Source organism: Paenibacillus sp. TSM33, from assembly GCF_056099025.1.
The window spans coordinates 449,728-465,150 of record NZ_JBLZXB010000017.1 but is presented as its reverse complement, the minus strand read 5'-3'; the positions used below and the strand labels follow the sequence as shown (position 1 = coordinate 465,150).

The window sequence follows — 15,423 nt, the reverse complement described above, 5'->3', positions numbered from 1 at the left end:
GTACACGACCTTTTGGAATAGTTTATGAAACAATCTATCACGATTTTACCGAGTTGTATAGGGGGAATTGAGCTTGTATGGTTGCGTAATCCAGATTAATCGGGCTATGATGGGAGAAAATACCGGACGACAGGACACGGGAAGTTCCGGCTCACAGAGAGGATGAAGGACTTTGACGTATCAGGAAGCTCAGCCATTCGGTGTGGCACTTATACAAGCTCATATAGAGATAGGAAATCCCCCCGAAAACCACAGTCATATCCGATCTTTAATGGAACAAGCGGTGAAGGCCGAACAAAAGCCAGATCTGATTGTTCTACCGGAAATGTGGAATACGGGTTATGCCTTGGATCGCATTCATGAGCTGGCGGACGAAGAAGGGACGGAGACTCGGGCATGGATAGCAGCATTTGCCGCCACCCATCAAGTGAATGTAGTAGCAGGGTCAATCGCAGAGAAAAAAAGCGACGGTCATGTGTATAATACGATGCTCGTTTTTGACCGTACAGGCAAAGAGATAGCTTCGTACTCCAAAATTCATCTGTTCCGACTTATGGATGAAGAGAAATATTTACAGCCTGGCGAGGAAAAGGTTGTATTCGCCCTGGATGGCGGAATACAGGCTGGGGCGTCAATTTGTTACGATATCCGTTTTCCTGAGTTGGCTCGCAGTCTGGCCCTGTCTGGCGCAAATTTGCTGATCGTACCTGCAGAATGGCCTCATCCCCGGCTTCACCACTGGCGTACCTTGCTGACCGCACGGGCTATTGAAAATCAGATGTATGTCATTGCTTGTAACCGGGTAGGCCGTAGCGGAGATACCGATTTCTTCGGGCATTCGCTCATCATTGATCCATGGGGAGAAATTATTGCAGAAGGCGGAGAGCAGGAGGAAATTCTCACAGGATCAATTGAATCAGCCTTGGTTCAGGACGTGCGTAGACGTATTCCGGTGTTTGAAGATCGGCGTCCCCTGCTGTATGACCGATAATCAGTGTAGAAAGGATAATCTATGCTTAAGGAACGCATTGAATTTTTGTGTAAAAAGAAAAACCTATCCCGTAAAGAGTTGGTAGACGGATTGGTTACACCTGCACATTTTGCGAATATACTGGCTGACCGTTACCCGCTGGCTGAGGATTTAGCTGAGCAAATTGCTGAGCGTCTAGGTGTACAACCTTCCTACCTGTTGCGCGCATCGGCAGAGGACGAGGAGACGCTGGCTACAGCAGATAAGATTTTCACAGAACTGTCCAAGCTGGCTAGTCCCACTACGGAAAGCTATGTGGATCAGTTGGAGGATCGCAACGATTCGCTCGTGGTGGAAATGACGACTTATTTGATGAAGGCTGTTTATTTTCAGCAGGTAAATGACCCAACAGCCTATGAATATTTACATCAAACCTATTTGAATTTTTATTTGGAGAAGTTTGGTCGCTCGGATGAGGTGGAGTTGCCCGCACCGCTAAAAAAAGCAATTTTATTTTATAAAATTCAATATTTCCGCTCTAAAAATCATTATTATGATGTACTAAATAACGTTACACAGCTCATCCGCCTGGTGAAAGAGGGAACGGAAAATTGGCTCAATGCGCAAAACATTATGATGGAGGCTTGCATTCAGGTCAAGCAGTTTGATCAGGCCAAGCAGGTATTTGAGCAGACGATGCGCAGGGTATACGATGACCGACTATTTCATCGTTTGACGGGCCTGTACGTGGCTTATAGCGGGTATTGTTTTGCTATGGGTTCTGTACAGGAAGCACTATTAACGTTGTCTATGGCGGAGGCCAACTTGGTCTATTTGGAAAATGCGGCAGATATGCTTACGACGATCCTGAACAATCGGATTATTATGCTGACATCAATTGGCGAGCTGGATAAGGCCTTGGAGGAAGTAGTGCGTTTTGAAGCACTGGTGAGTCGGGAGCGAGAGGAAATGCAACAAATGATGCTGCCCGTTACGCTGATATACCGTTGTGAGATTGCATTTGCCCGAAAAAACTGGGGACTGCTCTCACAGCATCTGGATCAGCTGCGTAAAACTAATCTGACAACGGATCAGCAAATGGGGCTTGATTTTTATGAAAGCCAGCTTGCGCTTGCCCAGGGAAAACAGGATGCTTTTTGGACGCATGCTCTGCAATGTTTACCTTATTTTGAAGCCCTTCAGCATCCAGCGCGGCTTGAGCAGCTATATGAAACGCTGGCTGTAGTGTCCGAGGATAGTCGTCGCTATAAAGAATCATCAGTGTATTATCGTAAACTGGTCTATCTTTTGCGTAAAAAATAGGCTGAATGTACTCGTTTTTCACAAAACAATCAGATGATCGTGCAAATGAATGCTCTGAAGTGCGCAAAATTTTGTGCAAACCGCCCCAAAGCTCAAAACTAAACCGACAAAAAACAGTTTAAAGCTGCTGTTCTTTCGGTTTTTTTGTATGCGCCAAAACGTATTGTGATGCCGGATACTGTCTTTTATACTGGATTCATAAGGTACAACAATACAAAATATGAGGTGCAACCACATGATGAACTTTTTCGGTAAGAAGAAAAAACAACAGGATGCGATAGAACATGCAGATCAACTGATGAATAAGGGCTTATCTGGATTATTTATGAAAGGTCTGGTCCCCAAAGAGCATCGGGAACAGATCAATCAGAGCTTAAACTCGGCAAGACAAGCCCAAACGGCGGCTAACGGCGGATTGTCGATGGCAGCGACTGCGGTTGTGATATCGGTAACAGATACCGGGAAGCTCGTGAATTTTGATCCGATTGTGGTGCTTGTACTAGATGTGACGGAAGTTAGCGGCAATCGGTACCAAAAAACGCTGGAAACGCTCGTATCTAAGCTGCAAATTCCGCGACCTGGAGATGTGGTGGGTCTGGGTAGCAATCCGGTAAATCCATCAGAGCTGATTTATATGGGGCTGGTGACAGCGTAAATGATTGGCGGGCCTTTCACCATTCTTGTGAGCACATTTTTAAATAAATGATTGAAAAAGGGGTTTTGAAGAATGAAAGGATTTTTGAGTTTGATCGGGGTACTTCTGGTGTTTGGCGTAGGATTTTCGCCTTTTCTGGCTGAATATTTATGGAATGATCCATTTTTGATTATGGATGCTCCGTGGTATCGACCGTTAATTTACACAGGCTTTGCGCTTATATTTCTACCGGGTATTTTAGGTTTGTTTTTTGGTGGCGGTAAAGTCAAGAAGGGTGTTCCGGGGGTTGGAATCATTACAAGTGTTCAACAAACAGGGACTTATGTAAACAATCAGCCGCAGGTAAAGCTCGGGTTGACCGTAACCAAACAGGGTGAAGATAAATATGATACTGCTTTGACAACGATTATTCCTTTGACCTCCATGGCTCAATTTCAGCCGGGCTCGATCATTCCGTTGATCGTATCTGAGAAAGATAAAATGAAGGTAGGTCTTGACCTGAAAGGTCAGGTGTCGCAAATGGATTTGCAAGCGTTAATGAATGAGCAGATGGTCAAGCAGGGCGTATCGCCTGAGCTGATGGAAATTGCCAAAACCGGTGAGCAGGCCTATGCAAAGATAATGGATGTCACACCCACGGGGGAAGCGGGGCCCAATAAAATCAAGCTTCAGTTTACACTGACAGTAACGAAAAGCAACGGCGAGACATTTAATGTAACCACGCAAAAGGATGTTTTCTCTTCCCAACTATCCAAACTGCAGCAGGGAAGTATTATAGAGGTTATATATTCGCCTCAAGATCCTTCGAAACTGGTTTTTAAGACACAAGTGAGTGAAGCTGACGTGCAGCAAGCTTTTGGTTCTTCCCGAAAAAAAAATTGTTCCGCCTGTTTCAGATACAGCCTATAGGTGTATTATAATAGTATCCCGACACCAGGAGGTTGATAACGATGGATAACCAAAGTAGATCCGAACTGGCGAATAGGGATGGCCTGTCACGGCCGAAAGGCTTAAATAGACAGGTTGTCGGAAACAACTATGAAATGGGCTATGATCAGGACAAAAGTCCACCGCATCTAGGGAGACCCTGATCACAACAAGGCGAGGACAGACACTTTGGGATCACACAGCACATTGGAACTGAGGTAGGACATTCTTGGATACCAAGACTAGAGACCTTAAGGAAAGAAGTGATGCGGGATGGATAAAGTGGAGTTTCCGAGCAAGCGTAGAGTAATCAGGCGAGGCTGACATGAATTTCAAATGAACATGAAATGTGGTTCGTTGAAGACAAAGGGAAGCAATCGCAACAGTGTAATCGAACCCGTGATCTAAATGCAGTATTGAAAGTATAGGGGCGAAGCCCCAGGACCGTCTTCTTCTCTGGCTTGGGCTGGGGAGGAAGACGGTCCTTTTCACGTTCGATGCTACTTTTGAGAAAGTTGCTTGACCGTTTCTCGGAAGGTATCAATAAAAGCTTCGGCAGCTTTAGACAAATAACGTCCGTTCCGGTAAGCAATCGCCAGAGTACGGCTGGGGGTAGGTTCGGCTAGTGGCAGCAATGCTGGAACAAACTCGCTGCTGGCGGCCCGGGCGATAAAACGGGGAACGAGTGTCACTCCCATACCTGTCGCTACGAGCGATTGGAGTGTCTCCATATTGGTGCTTTCAAACACCACATTGGGTTCAAAGCCTGCCTGATGACACAGATCCATCGTCAGCTTGCGAAAGCCTTGCCCTTTTTTCAGGACGACAAAAGGCTCGTCTTTAAGTTCTTCCATGTGCACTGGCTGCGGCTGGTTACCGTTTTTACGCAGGGCTAGAGGATGACCCGGAGGAACAGCAAGATCAATCCACTCTTCACCGATGGGTACATAAGAAAGTGTAGGTTCTACTAGGGGAAGAGAGAGCAGGCTGAGATCTGTATCGCCACTTGCCGTTTTTTTCTCCAGATTCATGGATGAATCTTCGACTAACACGATTTCAATGTCTGGATGAGCCCTCTTGAATACAGGAAGCACATGCGGCAGCAAATGGGAGCCCGTGATAGGCATACTGCCAACGACGACCTTCCCTTTTCTCAGCTGAGAGATATCGTCCATTTCTTGTCGGAGCTGCTCCACCGCGTCGACTATTTTTTTTGCCTTTTCCACAAAGCTTGCTCCGGCATGTGTTAATTCCACCGTGCTGGTGTTGCGTTGAAATAACAGCACCCCAAGCTCTTTTTCCAGTTTGGATAATTGCTGGCTCAATGAGGGCTGAGCAATATGCAGTTTTTCTGCTGCGCGGGAGAAGTTTTTTTCCGCTGCAATTTGCAGGGTGTATTGAAGCTGTCTGAATTCCATTGAATTTCATGCTCCTTATCTTATAAGCTTTTCCTATTACATCATAGACTGATTATACAATAATAAAATTAAATGCCCAATCTTAACAAATCTCATGTGTCATAAGTTTTATATAGATGAAGCGTTTTTTCAGAAATAGAGTCTTTTAATATAGATAATTAATTCTCTTAACATTCTCCTGATAAAACATAATTAATCTTAGTTCTGGTTGTACAAAAAAAGGTCTGGGAGGAAAATGAATGCTAAAATGTTGGGGGATACATACGAAAAAATCGGTGGCTGCACTCGTAGCGACGATGATGCTAACTGTAAGCGGCGGGACAGCGATGGCAGTCGAGAAAGACACGTCAATTAAAAATGTAATTATTCTGATTCCAGACGGTATGGCTAATGACGCTACTGCACTGGCTAGATGGTACAAAGGATCATCCTTAACGTTAGACAGCATGGCAAGCGGCATGGTGCGTACACACTCTGCGGATGCACCAATTGCCGATTCTGCTCCGGCGGGTACAGCTTTTGCTACAGGACATAAATCACATACTGGGTATGTAGGCGTTCTTCCAGATGAAGCAACGATGCCTGGACAACAACCAATCGCAGCGGGTGATGCCAAAAAGCCTGTAGCTTCCATTCTGGAGGCTTCCAAGCTAGCAGGGAAATCGACCGGAATTATTGCTACTTCGGAGATTATGCATGCGACACCAGCTGATTTTACCGCACATTATCCTGACCGCAAGAATTATGATGCACTCAGCATGCAACAAGCCTACAACGGAGTTGACGTTGTGTTAGGTGGAGGCGGCAAGTTTTTGGAGCCAGCAGGGCGTAAGGACGGCCAAGATTTAATTGCTCAAATTAAAGACCAGGGCTATGATTTTGTCACAACACCTGAAGGGATGAAAAATTCGACCTCCAGCAAGCTCTGGGGCAGCTTTTCTCCCGAAGCCCTTGCATATGACCTGGATCGCGATGCATCGAAGGAACCTAGTCTGGCAGAAATGACAACAAAAGCCATTGATGTGTTATCCAAAAATGATAAAGGCTTTTTCTTAATGGTAGAGGGCAGTAAAGTGGATTGGGCTGCACATGCTAATGATCCAACGGGAATTATTAGTGACGTGCTTTCATTTGACGATGCAGTGAAGGTTGCTCTTGATTACGCCAAGCAAAACCAAAATACTGTCGTCGTAGCAGTGACAGACCACGGAAACGGTGGATTGACGATTGGTAGCAGTGATACAACTAGCAATTATGATAAAACGCCTTTAGCTTCTTTTATAGACCCATTGAAAAAAGCAAAGCTGACGGGTGAAGGCTTGGAAGCCAAGCTGAATGCAGATCGCAGCAATATTAAAGAGGTGCTTTCCACGTATTTTGGCATCACCGATCTGACAGACGAAGAAGTAAATACAATTAAAGATGCCAAAGAAGGCAGCATGAACTATGCCGTCGGACCGATTATTAGCAAACGCGCCAATATTGGCTGGACTACAGGTGGACACACAGGAGGCGATGTCGTGTTGTACACGTATGCGCCGAACGGAGACCGTCCATCCGGTGTCATCGACAATACAGATGTAAATAAGTATATGACACGTGTACTTGGACTGGATTTGGATACAGTCAGCAAGCAACTGTTTGTTCCTGCAAAAGCCGCTTTTGAAGCTAAAGGAGCCAAGTTTACTGCGGACACGAAAGTCATTACGGTGACCAAAGGCAGTAACAAGCTGGAGCTTCCAGTATACAAAAATATTGCTACACTGAATGGTAAAAATTCTACGCTCAATGGTGTAGTTGTATTTAACGGTGTTGATTATTTTGTACCCCAGCAGGCGATTGATTTGATTCAGTGATAAGCAGAACCATCGAGAGAAGCTGTTTCTTCCATAAGGGAGGAGGCAGCTTTTTTTGTGTAGAGATGAATGTGTAGTTTTTAAGTCGAGAATGAAATTAGTTTTCAGAAAATGGGATTTTTTGTGAAACTAGTCACGTTATATTCTCTCTGATGTTGCTAGAATAATACATGTACGATATAAGCCGCTGATGATGTAAAGTCCGGATGGACGAGGGAAGAAGGGATGAGTCACGGACGAATTATTACTGCGTCTGGCTGATGGCAAGGAATGGACGCATACGGAAATGACGGAGCTGCTGACACGTCTGGATAGTGAGCCGACGCTACGAGCACAACTGCGTCAACTGGCAGCTCGTACCAAATTGGAGCGTTATGGCAAAGGTGTTTTTTTACGAGGATTAATTGAATTCTCAAGTATATGTCGTCAGGATTGCATGTACTGTGGGCTGCGTGCTTCGAATAAACAGGCAGACCGTTACCGTTTGCAGCCGGAAGAAATTCTGGCCTGCTGCGCGGAGGGGTATGAACTGGGTTATCGGACCTTTGTTTTGCAAAGTGGGGAAGATTACTGGTTTACGGCTGCCCGGCTGACGAAACTAATTCGGGAAATTAAAAGCCGTTTTGCAGATGTGGCGGTTACATTGTCCATAGGTGAACGGGATGACGAAACTTACGAGCAACTATACGAGGCGGGCGCGGACCGTTTTTTGCTCCGGCATGAGACAGCTTCACCCAGTTTGTACGCCAAGCTGCATCCGACGATGACGATCGAAAGCAGGCGTAGCCGGCTGCTGGCTTTGCAACGGATCGGCTTTCAGATTGGGGCTGGATGTATGGTGGGATTGCCGGGACAAACGAACAGTGAATTAGCAGACGATTTGGTCTATTTGCACAGCCTGTCGCCAGATATGATCGGGATTGGTCCTTTTTTACCACATAGCAATACGCCGCTTCGTGAGGCCAGGCAGGGGAGCATGGAAAAAGCACTTGATATCATTTCATTATCCCGATTGGTCGTTCCAGATGCGCTTATTCCGGCATCTACGGCCATGGGAACGATTCATCCCCAGGGAAGGGAGAAGGCGCTTCAGGCGGGAGCGAATGTGGTGATGCCTAATTTGTCGCCACTGGCGGTGAGGCCCAAGTATGCGATTTATGAGAATAAAATATGTTTGGGCGATGAGTCTGCCCAATGTAGACATTGCTTGGAGCTGCGAATCCGTGGAGCGGGATTTGAAGTCGATATGGGGCGCGGCGATAGTTTGAGAGTGCAACGACAGCTTATGAGACAGGGGACCGTGTGAGAACGTGACGGAAACATTGCAGTAACCATAAATAAGGAGATGGGTATACGTGAGTGGAGTACGGGAGAAAGTGTCGGCAGATTTTATTAATGAAGCAGAGATTATGGCCGCAGTGGAGCAGGGGAAACAAGAGGCAACAAATCGACAACGTATTTTGGAAATTTTGGAAAAGGGTAGAGCCTGCCGCGGGCTGAATGCAAGTGAAGCGGCGGCTCTTTTGCATGTAGATGATCCTGAATTATTGGAAGAGATGTTCAAATCTTCGCGGGCAGTCAAAGAGCAGATTTATGGCAACCGGATTGTGCTGTTTGCTCCTTTATATGTAAGCAATCACTGCGTTAATAACTGCGAATATTGTGGGTATAAGCATACCAATGATAGCTTTACGCGTAGCCGCCTGACCCCGGAGGAATTGGTGGAGGAGGTCAGAGTACTTCAAGAACTGGGACACAAACGGCTCGTACTGGAAGCGGGGGAAGATCCAGTCCATTGTCCCATTGACTATATCGTCGATTGTCTACGCCAGATCTATGAGGTCAAAGTAGATAATGGCAGCATTCGGCGGATCAACGTGAATATTGCATCCACAACCGAAGAGGACTATCGGAAGTTGGCAGAGGTGGGTATTGGAACGTATATTCTATTTCAGGAAACGTATCACCGAGAAAGCTATCGCAAATTTCACTTACAAGGACCAAAACGGGACTTTGATTGGCACACCACCGCAATGGATCGAGCCATGCGTGCAGGAATAGATGATGTGGGGATCGGTGTGCTGTACGGCCTGTATGATTTCCGCTATGAAACTGTAGCCATGCTGAAACACGCCGAGCACTTGGAAGAAGTCTTTGGCTGTGGGCCTCACACGGTCTCGGTTCCACGCTTGCGTCCGGCTGAAAATGTAGACCTGGAGCGATATCCGTACCTGGTCAACGATGATGATTTTATGAAAATTGTATCCGTCCTTCGACTGGCTGTCCCTTATGCTGGGATGATCCTGTCTACACGCGAGGAGCCGGAATATAGAGACCGTGTCATTGGTTTAGGCGTGTCACAGATTAGTGCTGGATCAGCTACAGGCGTAGGCGCCTATGCAAAACAGGAGACAGAAGATAAGCCTCAATTTGAGGTGGGAGACCATCGCTCCCCATCGGAAATTATTAAGAGTTTGTGCCGTGGCGGATATATGCCAAGCTACTGCACAGCTTGCTACCGTGAGGGACGAACTGGAGATCGCTTCATGGAACTTGCCAAATCCGGCCAAATTCATAATGTGTGCCAGCCGAATTCTCTACTGACCTTCCAAGAATATCTACTGGATTATGGGGATGAGGAGGCACGTGAGCTGGGAGCTGCTGCTCTGCGAGAAAATCTGGAGCGTATACCACGTGAATCGACGCGCCGTTTGACGCTTGACAGACTTGAACGATTGGAAGCAGGCGAGCGTGATTTGTATTTTTAGCAATTTATATTATTGACGGTATCCTTTCATGTTACGCTATGATAATTCTTATTATTTATAATAATAGCATCCGAAAATACAAAAGCAGTCGCGTTGGAATCAGCGCGGCTGCTTTTGTATGTCTAGAGAAAAGAATATTAATGACGAGATTTTAAGAATAACTTCCTGCTTCAGCGGCTTGCTCCCAGGCCAGCATAGCAGATGGAAAGCATTCAATAGCACGGGGGAAAACCCCCTGGACATAAGCGATGAACACACCATAGTTCACAATCGGCACCCCTGCAGCTTTCGTTTCAGACATTCGGTGAAGCATCGTACGCCGATTGAGCATACAGGCACCGCAATGAATAACCAATGCATATTCACTCAAATCATCAGGAAAGCTGGAGCCGGATGCATGCTCGATAATGAGGCGTTTGCCTATCGTTTGACGGAGCCAACGTGGAATTTTCACTCGACCAATATCGTCAGATTGGCATTGGTGAGTACAGGCTTCGGCAATGAGTACACGGTCTCCATCCTTGAGACGATCAATGGCTCTTGCCCCTCGCACCAGTTCGTCCAGATCGCCTTTATGACGGGCAAACAAAATGGAGAAAGAGGTAAGAGGTACATCCTTGGGCGTGTCGGCCGCGACTTTCATAAAGACCTGTGAATCGGTAATGACCAGGCGAGGCTTGCGTCCCAGTCGCTCCAGCGTCAAGCGTAGCTCATGCTCTTTGGTCACTACAGCGATGGCATCGCTCTCTAGCGTATCACGGATCGTTTGCTGCTGCGGCAGAATCAATCGCCCCTTTGGTGCCGCTTTATCGATGGGAACCACCAGCACGACCAGATCGCCGGGTGACAATAGGTCACCTACGATACGGAAGCGATCTTCGTTTTGGGGGAGTGTATTCGTGATGGCCTTTTTCAGTTCTGTGTCCCCCTGGAGCATAGATGCACTGAAAGGAATCAGGGCGAGATTCAATTCGGTCTCCAGGATTGTAACCATTGGATCTGATTCAGCAAGGGCATCTATTTTATTTAGTACCCCAATGACAGGAATCTTTTTAGTGCGTAGCTTTTCGAGCAGCTCGTGCTCGAATGGTCCGACGCCAACAGTGGCGTCGATGACCAGCAGAGCCAAGTCTGTACTATTAAGTATTTCTAGCGTTTTGTTGCGGCGCAGCTCCCCGATCTCACCCTCATCGTCCAGTCCGGCGGTATCCACCAGAACAATGGGACCCGCAGGAAGTAGCTCCATCGGTTTGAAAACGGGGTCCGTAGTCGTTCCTCCTACAGGAGATACCACAGCGGCGGGCTGGCCGGTCAAGGTGTTCAGAATGCTGGATTTGCCTGCATTTCGGCGACCTAGCAGGACGATATGTGGTCGGTTACTTCGCGGAGTATCATTCATTCCCATGGTGAGTTCCTTCTTCCTGCCCCGGAATTCCGGGCTTGGTTACAGTATAGGGATGGCACAATTGGTCAATACGCGCACGGGTCAGCTGACCGCGATCCTCAGCAATATCCTCTGGTGTGCGACCCTGTGCAATGGCTGCTGATGCAATGGAAGCAGCTTCATCATAGCCAAGCTCCGCGACCAGTGCGGAAGCCATGACAGCTGAGCTCCGCAGATTAGCAGAGCAGCGTTCCTCCTGTACGATCAAACCGCGCACACACCGTTCCTCGAACAGTTGAACAGCATTGGTGAGAATGTGTAGCGATTCCAGCAGCGATTCGGCAATCAACGGCAGGAACGCGTTCAGCTCCAGCTGTCCGGAGGCAGCAGCCATCGTGATAGCGGCATCTTCGGCCATCACGCGCATCGCTGTCAATCCGGCCATTTCTGCCATCACCGGATTGACCTTGCCAGGCATAATAGAGGAACCAGCTTGGACCGGAGGTAGCATGTATTCACCGATACCACCGAAAGGACCAGAGGCTAGCAGACGAAAATCGCCAGATATTTTGAGCAGATTTACGGCGGCGGATTTAAGTAGACCCGATACCTCGACGAAGACATCCATATTTTGAATGGGGTCCATGGGGTGGTCGCTACGGCATAGCCCTAATCCAGTCTCGTCCGCCAGCTTTTCGACCATTCGGTAGCTATAAGCCCGAGGCGCATTCATACCTGTGCCAATCGCCGTACCTCCAATAGGGATTTCTCGTAGCCTCTCTTCGGCTTTATAGAGGCGCCAACGGTCACGCCCTATAGCTTTTGCGTAGGCGCCAAAGCCTTGCCCAGCCATCATAGGCAGGGCATCCATTAGCTGTGTGCGACCTAGCTTGAGCAGGTCGGCATATTCTATTTCTTTTTGCTGTAAAGCATTTTGTAACGAAGACATCGTGTCACATAAAGGACGCAGCAGGCGTATCGCTGCAATTCGTAGCGCCGTCGGATAGACATCATTCGTAGACTGGCAGCAGTTCACATCATCCAGAGGATGTACAAGCTCATATTGTCCTGGCTGCCCCCCTAGCTGTACAATGGCCAAATTAGCAATGACCTCATTTACATTCATATGGGTACTGGTGCCTGCGCCGCCTTGCATGGCATCCACGGTAAACATATCTTGATATCGCCCTGCGAGTAATTCATCACAGGCATTTACAATGGCAGAGACCCGGTGGGCAGGTAATCGTTCCTGCTCACCATTCACTTGAGCGGCGGTTTTTTTTACCAACACAAGAGCGTGGATCAGATTTCTGTTCACGGGCCTGCCGCTGACTGCAAAATTGTTCATCGCACGTGCGGTATGAATACCGTACAAGGCATCCATAGGAATTTCCATGTCTCCTAGTGCATCCCGTTCGGTCCGCATAACTTTGACCAGAGGAGAAGATGGAGTCATGTCATAGACCCGTAGCCGGAATGCGTGTCATATGCAGCAGCTGACGTGCACTTGCAGCACGTTTTTCCTCAACCCGGGCATGAACCAGATCTGGTTCGACCAGCTTGAGAGCTTGTGTTGGACATTTTCCAATGCAGGCTGGTCCGCCGTCGACACCTTCGCACAAATCACATTTGCTGGCAATCATGCGTTCTTTGGGTTGCAAACGACCCGACATATTAGTGTACAGTCCGTCTTGCACGACCGGCTGCCCATCTTTGTATTGAGGCACCATGGTAATCGCGCCGTAAGGACAGGCGATCATACAGGTCTTACAGCCAATGCAGCTTTCGCTATTAATAAGAATGCAGCCGTCTGCGTTCGTAATGGAGCCGTTCGGACAGGCATTAGCACATGGAGCATCCTCACAGTGACGACACTGAACAGGTGCAGTGACTCCAAATGATTTGATCACCTGTAGGCGAGGGTGAAAATGAAACTCGTCATCTGGCGAGATAAAAGGGTTCTCCGGCGAATGTGCGATAACACAGGCGATTTCACAGGTGCGACAGCCGATACACTGATCGGGATCAGCTAAAACAAAGCGATTCATACTAACTCGACTCCTCTCTAACTAACGGCAAATTATAATTTCTAATGATCATACTTATATATTGAGCGTACTAATGAATGGGATAATCGTTATGTCCTTTGACGGACATATCATTGCTGCGGCTTTGCTTGCCGGGTCCACGCTTATGAAAGGTCGTGTGCAGCAGATGGTGCGATACATGACCTAGCGGCTCACCCAGAAATTCATCGTACAGCTTGATGATAAAAGGGTTCTCATGCGATTTGCGCACCTGAGATGCAGCATCGTGTCCATAGATGGACGATTTACGTGCACGATAGGCCTCGATTTTTTGTTTCTCCAACATGAGCTTGGGTTGCCCGCCTCCGCTGATACATCCGGCTGGACAGCCCATAACCTCAATAAAATGATAATCACATTCACCCGCCTGCACACGATCCAGGAGTTGGTAGGCATGCTGGAGTCCAGCGACGACCGCTACCTTTAGCTGTAGCTCGCCTACCTGTACCTCTGCTACTCGAATGCCTTCCTCGCCACGGACAAAATCCAGCTGGAGCTTTGGTAGCTTCTCATTCGTCAGCAGTTCATAGCCTGTGCGGATGGCAGCTTCCATAACTCCCCCAGTTACCCCAAAAATAGTACCTGCTCCTGAATATTGTCCTAGCGGTGCATCAAATTCTTCATCAGGCAGGTTCATAAAATCAATGCCGCGCTGCTTGATCCAGTATGCAAGCTCACGCGTGGTCAGCACCTCATCCACATCACGATAACCGTCGGATTCCATTTCGGGACGATCGCATTCAAATTGTTTACAGGTACATGGCATGATCGCGACACTATAAATATTCGCAGGTTCCACTTCATCCAGCTGTGCACCATAAGTCTTGATCAGCGCTCCCACCATTTGCATTGGCGATTTGCAGCTGGATAGATGGTCTAGCAGATCAGGGTATTCAATCTCGGCAAAACGGACCCAAGCTGGACAGCAGGATGTGAACATCGGTAACGGTCCACCTTGGGTTACGCGGCGAATCAGCTCAGTGCCTTCTTCCATGATGGTTACATCAGCTCCGAAATTCGTGTCATATACTCGATCAAAACCGAGGCGACGAAGGGCAGCGGCCATTTTGCCGGGCGTCAGGGTACCAAACGGCATACCAAATTCCTCTGCGAGTGACACGCGAATGGCTGGGGCGCACTGAACGATTCGAAGCTGCCCTGGCTTCTTCATCATGTCAGCTACCTTATTCAGGTTATAGCTGTAATAGGCAGCAAATAGCGGTTCGCCGAAGTCGGCAGGCATATCGCGTTCACGTATACGTTCCTGTCGTCTGATAGCGGCTGCCTGTGGAGATGAATCTGCCCAATCTGAGGCGTACACGCTGCATATTTGTACACATTGACCGCAAATAACACAGCGGTCTGCGTTCACGGTTTGAGGTTCTCCAGGCAGTCCCTCTATGGCATCTACCGGACAAACACCCGCACAGCGTCTGCATCCAGTGCAGAGTGTTGGGTCAATATGAATGACGGGGTCTGTAGAATCAGACGTCCTCATACAAGGAGGCGAAGAGATCTTGTCTGTTGTTGACATGTTTTTCTACCTTTCTGCGGCTGATTTTGACCTTACAGGCGTGGGAAAAAGACTTCCCGCCGAGGCTCTGGAGGCGAGTCGGATATACCATTGGCCAGCCGTAGCACATGATTTGGACAGGCTTCTACACAAGCAGGCTGTCTGTTCTCTGTTTCCGCGCACAGATCGCATTTGCTTGCCGCAGTGCGGGGAAGCGCGGTTCGATTTGCACGGTGAGTCAGGCCGGACTGCGTGATAACGTGCCCGGCTCGATAGACCGGAGACACCTCGATTGCCCCGAAGGGGCAGGCCAAAACACAGGAGGTGCAGCCGATGCATCGTTCCTCATCAATCATGACTACGCCGTCTTCCTGACGAATGGCCTGCACCGGACAGGCATGTGCACAGGGGGCATTCTCACAATGCCGGCATTGCACCGGCACATACGTATCCCCAGCTCGCACCACATACACCTTGGGCACCACAGGCACGCTGACGGTTCCGACCGAAGCGCCTACGCCG

General features: G+C 48.2%; 14 protein-coding genes. 8 read left to right on the top strand and 6 right to left on the bottom strand.

Annotation, left to right across the window (positions count from 1 at the left end; genetic code table 11):
* Window positions 1–172 precede the first annotated feature (172 nt).
* The 5 genes from ACN6NF_RS13995 to ACN6NF_RS13975 all read left to right on the top strand — a co-directional run bounded on the left by ACN6NF_RS13995 (window position 173) and on the right by ACN6NF_RS13975 (window position 4,039).
* Entirely contained in the window at window positions 173–991 is an 819-nt protein-coding gene (locus ACN6NF_RS13995; protein WP_474318230.1) for a carbon-nitrogen family hydrolase, read from the top strand.
* Window positions 992–1,012: 21 nt separating this feature from the next.
* Window positions 1,013–2,293, top strand: a complete 1,281-nt coding sequence (locus tag ACN6NF_RS13990; protein ID WP_474318229.1) for a helix-turn-helix domain-containing protein — start codon at window positions 1,013–1,015, stop codon at window positions 2,291–2,293.
* 235 nt (window positions 2,294–2,528) lie between these two features.
* The gene (locus ACN6NF_RS13985) at window positions 2,529–2,948 is read left to right on the top strand and encodes a hypothetical protein (protein WP_474318228.1); all 420 of its coding nucleotides are present in this window, start codon (window positions 2,529–2,531) and stop codon (window positions 2,946–2,948) included.
* A 72-nt stretch (window positions 2,949–3,020) separates the two neighbouring features.
* A complete protein-coding gene (locus ACN6NF_RS13980; RefSeq protein WP_474318227.1) occupies window positions 3,021–3,857 on the top strand; it encodes a hypothetical protein in 837 nt (278 codons plus the stop codon).
* A gap of 41 nt (window positions 3,858–3,898) precedes the next feature.
* A complete protein-coding gene (locus tag ACN6NF_RS13975) occupies window positions 3,899–4,039 on the top strand; it encodes a hypothetical protein (RefSeq protein ID WP_474318226.1) in 141 nt (46 codons plus the stop codon).
* A gap of 336 nt (window positions 4,040–4,375) precedes the next feature.
* On the opposite strand, the gene ACN6NF_RS13970 is transcribed toward ACN6NF_RS13975, so the two are convergent.
* The gene (locus ACN6NF_RS13970; RefSeq protein WP_017427573.1) at window positions 4,376–5,293 is read right to left on the bottom strand and encodes a LysR family transcriptional regulator; all 918 of its coding nucleotides are present in this window, start codon (window positions 5,291–5,293) and stop codon (window positions 4,376–4,378) included.
* 239 nt (window positions 5,294–5,532) lie between these two features.
* On the opposite strand from ACN6NF_RS13970, the gene ACN6NF_RS13965 reads away from it, so the two are divergent.
* The 3 genes from ACN6NF_RS13965 to hydG all read left to right on the top strand — a co-directional run bounded on the left by ACN6NF_RS13965 (window position 5,533) and on the right by hydG (window position 9,917).
* The gene (locus ACN6NF_RS13965; RefSeq protein WP_474318225.1) at window positions 5,533–7,149 is read left to right on the top strand and encodes an alkaline phosphatase; all 1,617 of its coding nucleotides are present in this window, start codon (window positions 5,533–5,535) and stop codon (window positions 7,147–7,149) included.
* Between the two features lie 253 nt (window positions 7,150–7,402).
* A complete protein-coding gene (gene hydE / locus ACN6NF_RS13960) occupies window positions 7,403–8,455 on the top strand; it encodes a [FeFe] hydrogenase H-cluster radical SAM maturase HydE (RefSeq protein WP_474319061.1) in 1,053 nt (350 codons plus the stop codon).
* Window positions 8,456–8,504: 49 nt separating this feature from the next.
* Window positions 8,505–9,917 carry a [FeFe] hydrogenase H-cluster radical SAM maturase HydG gene (gene hydG / locus ACN6NF_RS13955; protein WP_474318224.1) on the top strand — a complete coding sequence of 471 codons (1,413 nt, stop codon included), beginning with the start codon at window positions 8,505–8,507 and terminating at the stop codon, window positions 9,915–9,917.
* Window positions 9,918–10,068: 151 nt separating this feature from the next.
* Here the strand turns inward: hydG and hydF are convergent, their stop codons facing one another.
* The 5 genes from hydF to ACN6NF_RS13930 form a co-directional block, all read right to left on the bottom strand.
* Window positions 10,069–11,322, bottom strand: a complete 1,254-nt coding sequence (hydF, locus tag ACN6NF_RS13950; protein WP_474318223.1) for a [FeFe] hydrogenase H-cluster maturation GTPase HydF — start codon at window positions 11,320–11,322, stop codon at window positions 10,069–10,071.
* Complete coding sequence (locus ACN6NF_RS13945; RefSeq protein WP_474318222.1) at window positions 11,309–12,757, bottom strand: aspartate ammonia-lyase; 1,449 nt, start codon at window positions 12,755–12,757, stop codon at window positions 11,309–11,311. Before ACN6NF_RS13945 ends, hydF begins: the two co-directional genes overlap by 14 nt.
* 1 nt (window position 12,758) lies before the next feature.
* The gene (locus tag ACN6NF_RS13940; RefSeq protein ID WP_474318220.1) at window positions 12,759–13,349 is read right to left on the bottom strand and encodes a 4Fe-4S dicluster domain-containing protein; all 591 of its coding nucleotides are present in this window, start codon (window positions 13,347–13,349) and stop codon (window positions 12,759–12,761) included.
* A 70-nt stretch (window positions 13,350–13,419) separates the two neighbouring features.
* Window positions 13,420–14,886: a [FeFe] hydrogenase, group A gene (locus tag ACN6NF_RS13935; protein WP_474318219.1), complete on the bottom strand. Its 1,467-nt coding sequence runs from the start codon at window positions 14,884–14,886 to the stop codon at window positions 13,420–13,422.
* 68 nt (window positions 14,887–14,954) lie between these two features.
* The gene (locus ACN6NF_RS13930) at window positions 14,955–15,338 is read right to left on the bottom strand and encodes a 4Fe-4S dicluster domain-containing protein (RefSeq protein ID WP_474319060.1); all 384 of its coding nucleotides are present in this window, start codon (window positions 15,336–15,338) and stop codon (window positions 14,955–14,957) included.
* Window positions 15,339–15,423 lie beyond the last annotated feature (85 nt).

What these genes read in the sequence shown, in the direction of transcription:
- ACN6NF_RS13990 (WP_474318229.1), top strand. Translation starts at nt 1,013, where the DNA reads ATGCTTAAGGAACGCATTGAATTTTTGTGTAAAAAGAAAAACCTATCC.
- ACN6NF_RS13985 (WP_474318228.1), top strand. Translation starts at nt 2,529, where the DNA reads ATGATGAACTTTTTCGGTAAGAAGAAAAAACAACAGGATGCGATAGAA.
- ACN6NF_RS13980 (WP_474318227.1), top strand. Translation starts at nt 3,021, where the DNA reads ATGAAAGGATTTTTGAGTTTGATCGGGGTACTTCTGGTGTTTGGCGTA.
- ACN6NF_RS13975 (WP_474318226.1), top strand. Translation starts at nt 3,899, where the DNA reads ATGGATAACCAAAGTAGATCCGAACTGGCGAATAGGGATGGCCTGTCA.
- ACN6NF_RS13970 (WP_017427573.1), bottom strand. Translation starts at nt 5,293, where the DNA reads ATGGAATTCAGACAGCTTCAATACACCCTGCAAATTGCAGCGGAAAAA.
- ACN6NF_RS13965 (WP_474318225.1), top strand. Translation starts at nt 5,533, where the DNA reads ATGCTAAAATGTTGGGGGATACATACGAAAAAATCGGTGGCTGCACTC.
- hydF (WP_474318223.1), bottom strand. Translation starts at nt 11,322, where the DNA reads ATGGGAATGAATGATACTCCGCGAAGTAACCGACCACATATCGTCCTG.
- ACN6NF_RS13945 (WP_474318222.1), bottom strand. Translation starts at nt 12,757, where the DNA reads ATGACTCCATCTTCTCCTCTGGTCAAAGTTATGCGGACCGAACGGGAT.
- ACN6NF_RS13940 (WP_474318220.1), bottom strand. Translation starts at nt 13,349, where the DNA reads ATGAATCGCTTTGTTTTAGCTGATCCCGATCAGTGTATCGGCTGTCGC.
- ACN6NF_RS13935 (WP_474318219.1), bottom strand. Translation starts at nt 14,886, where the DNA reads ATGAGGACGTCTGATTCTACAGACCCCGTCATTCATATTGACCCAACA.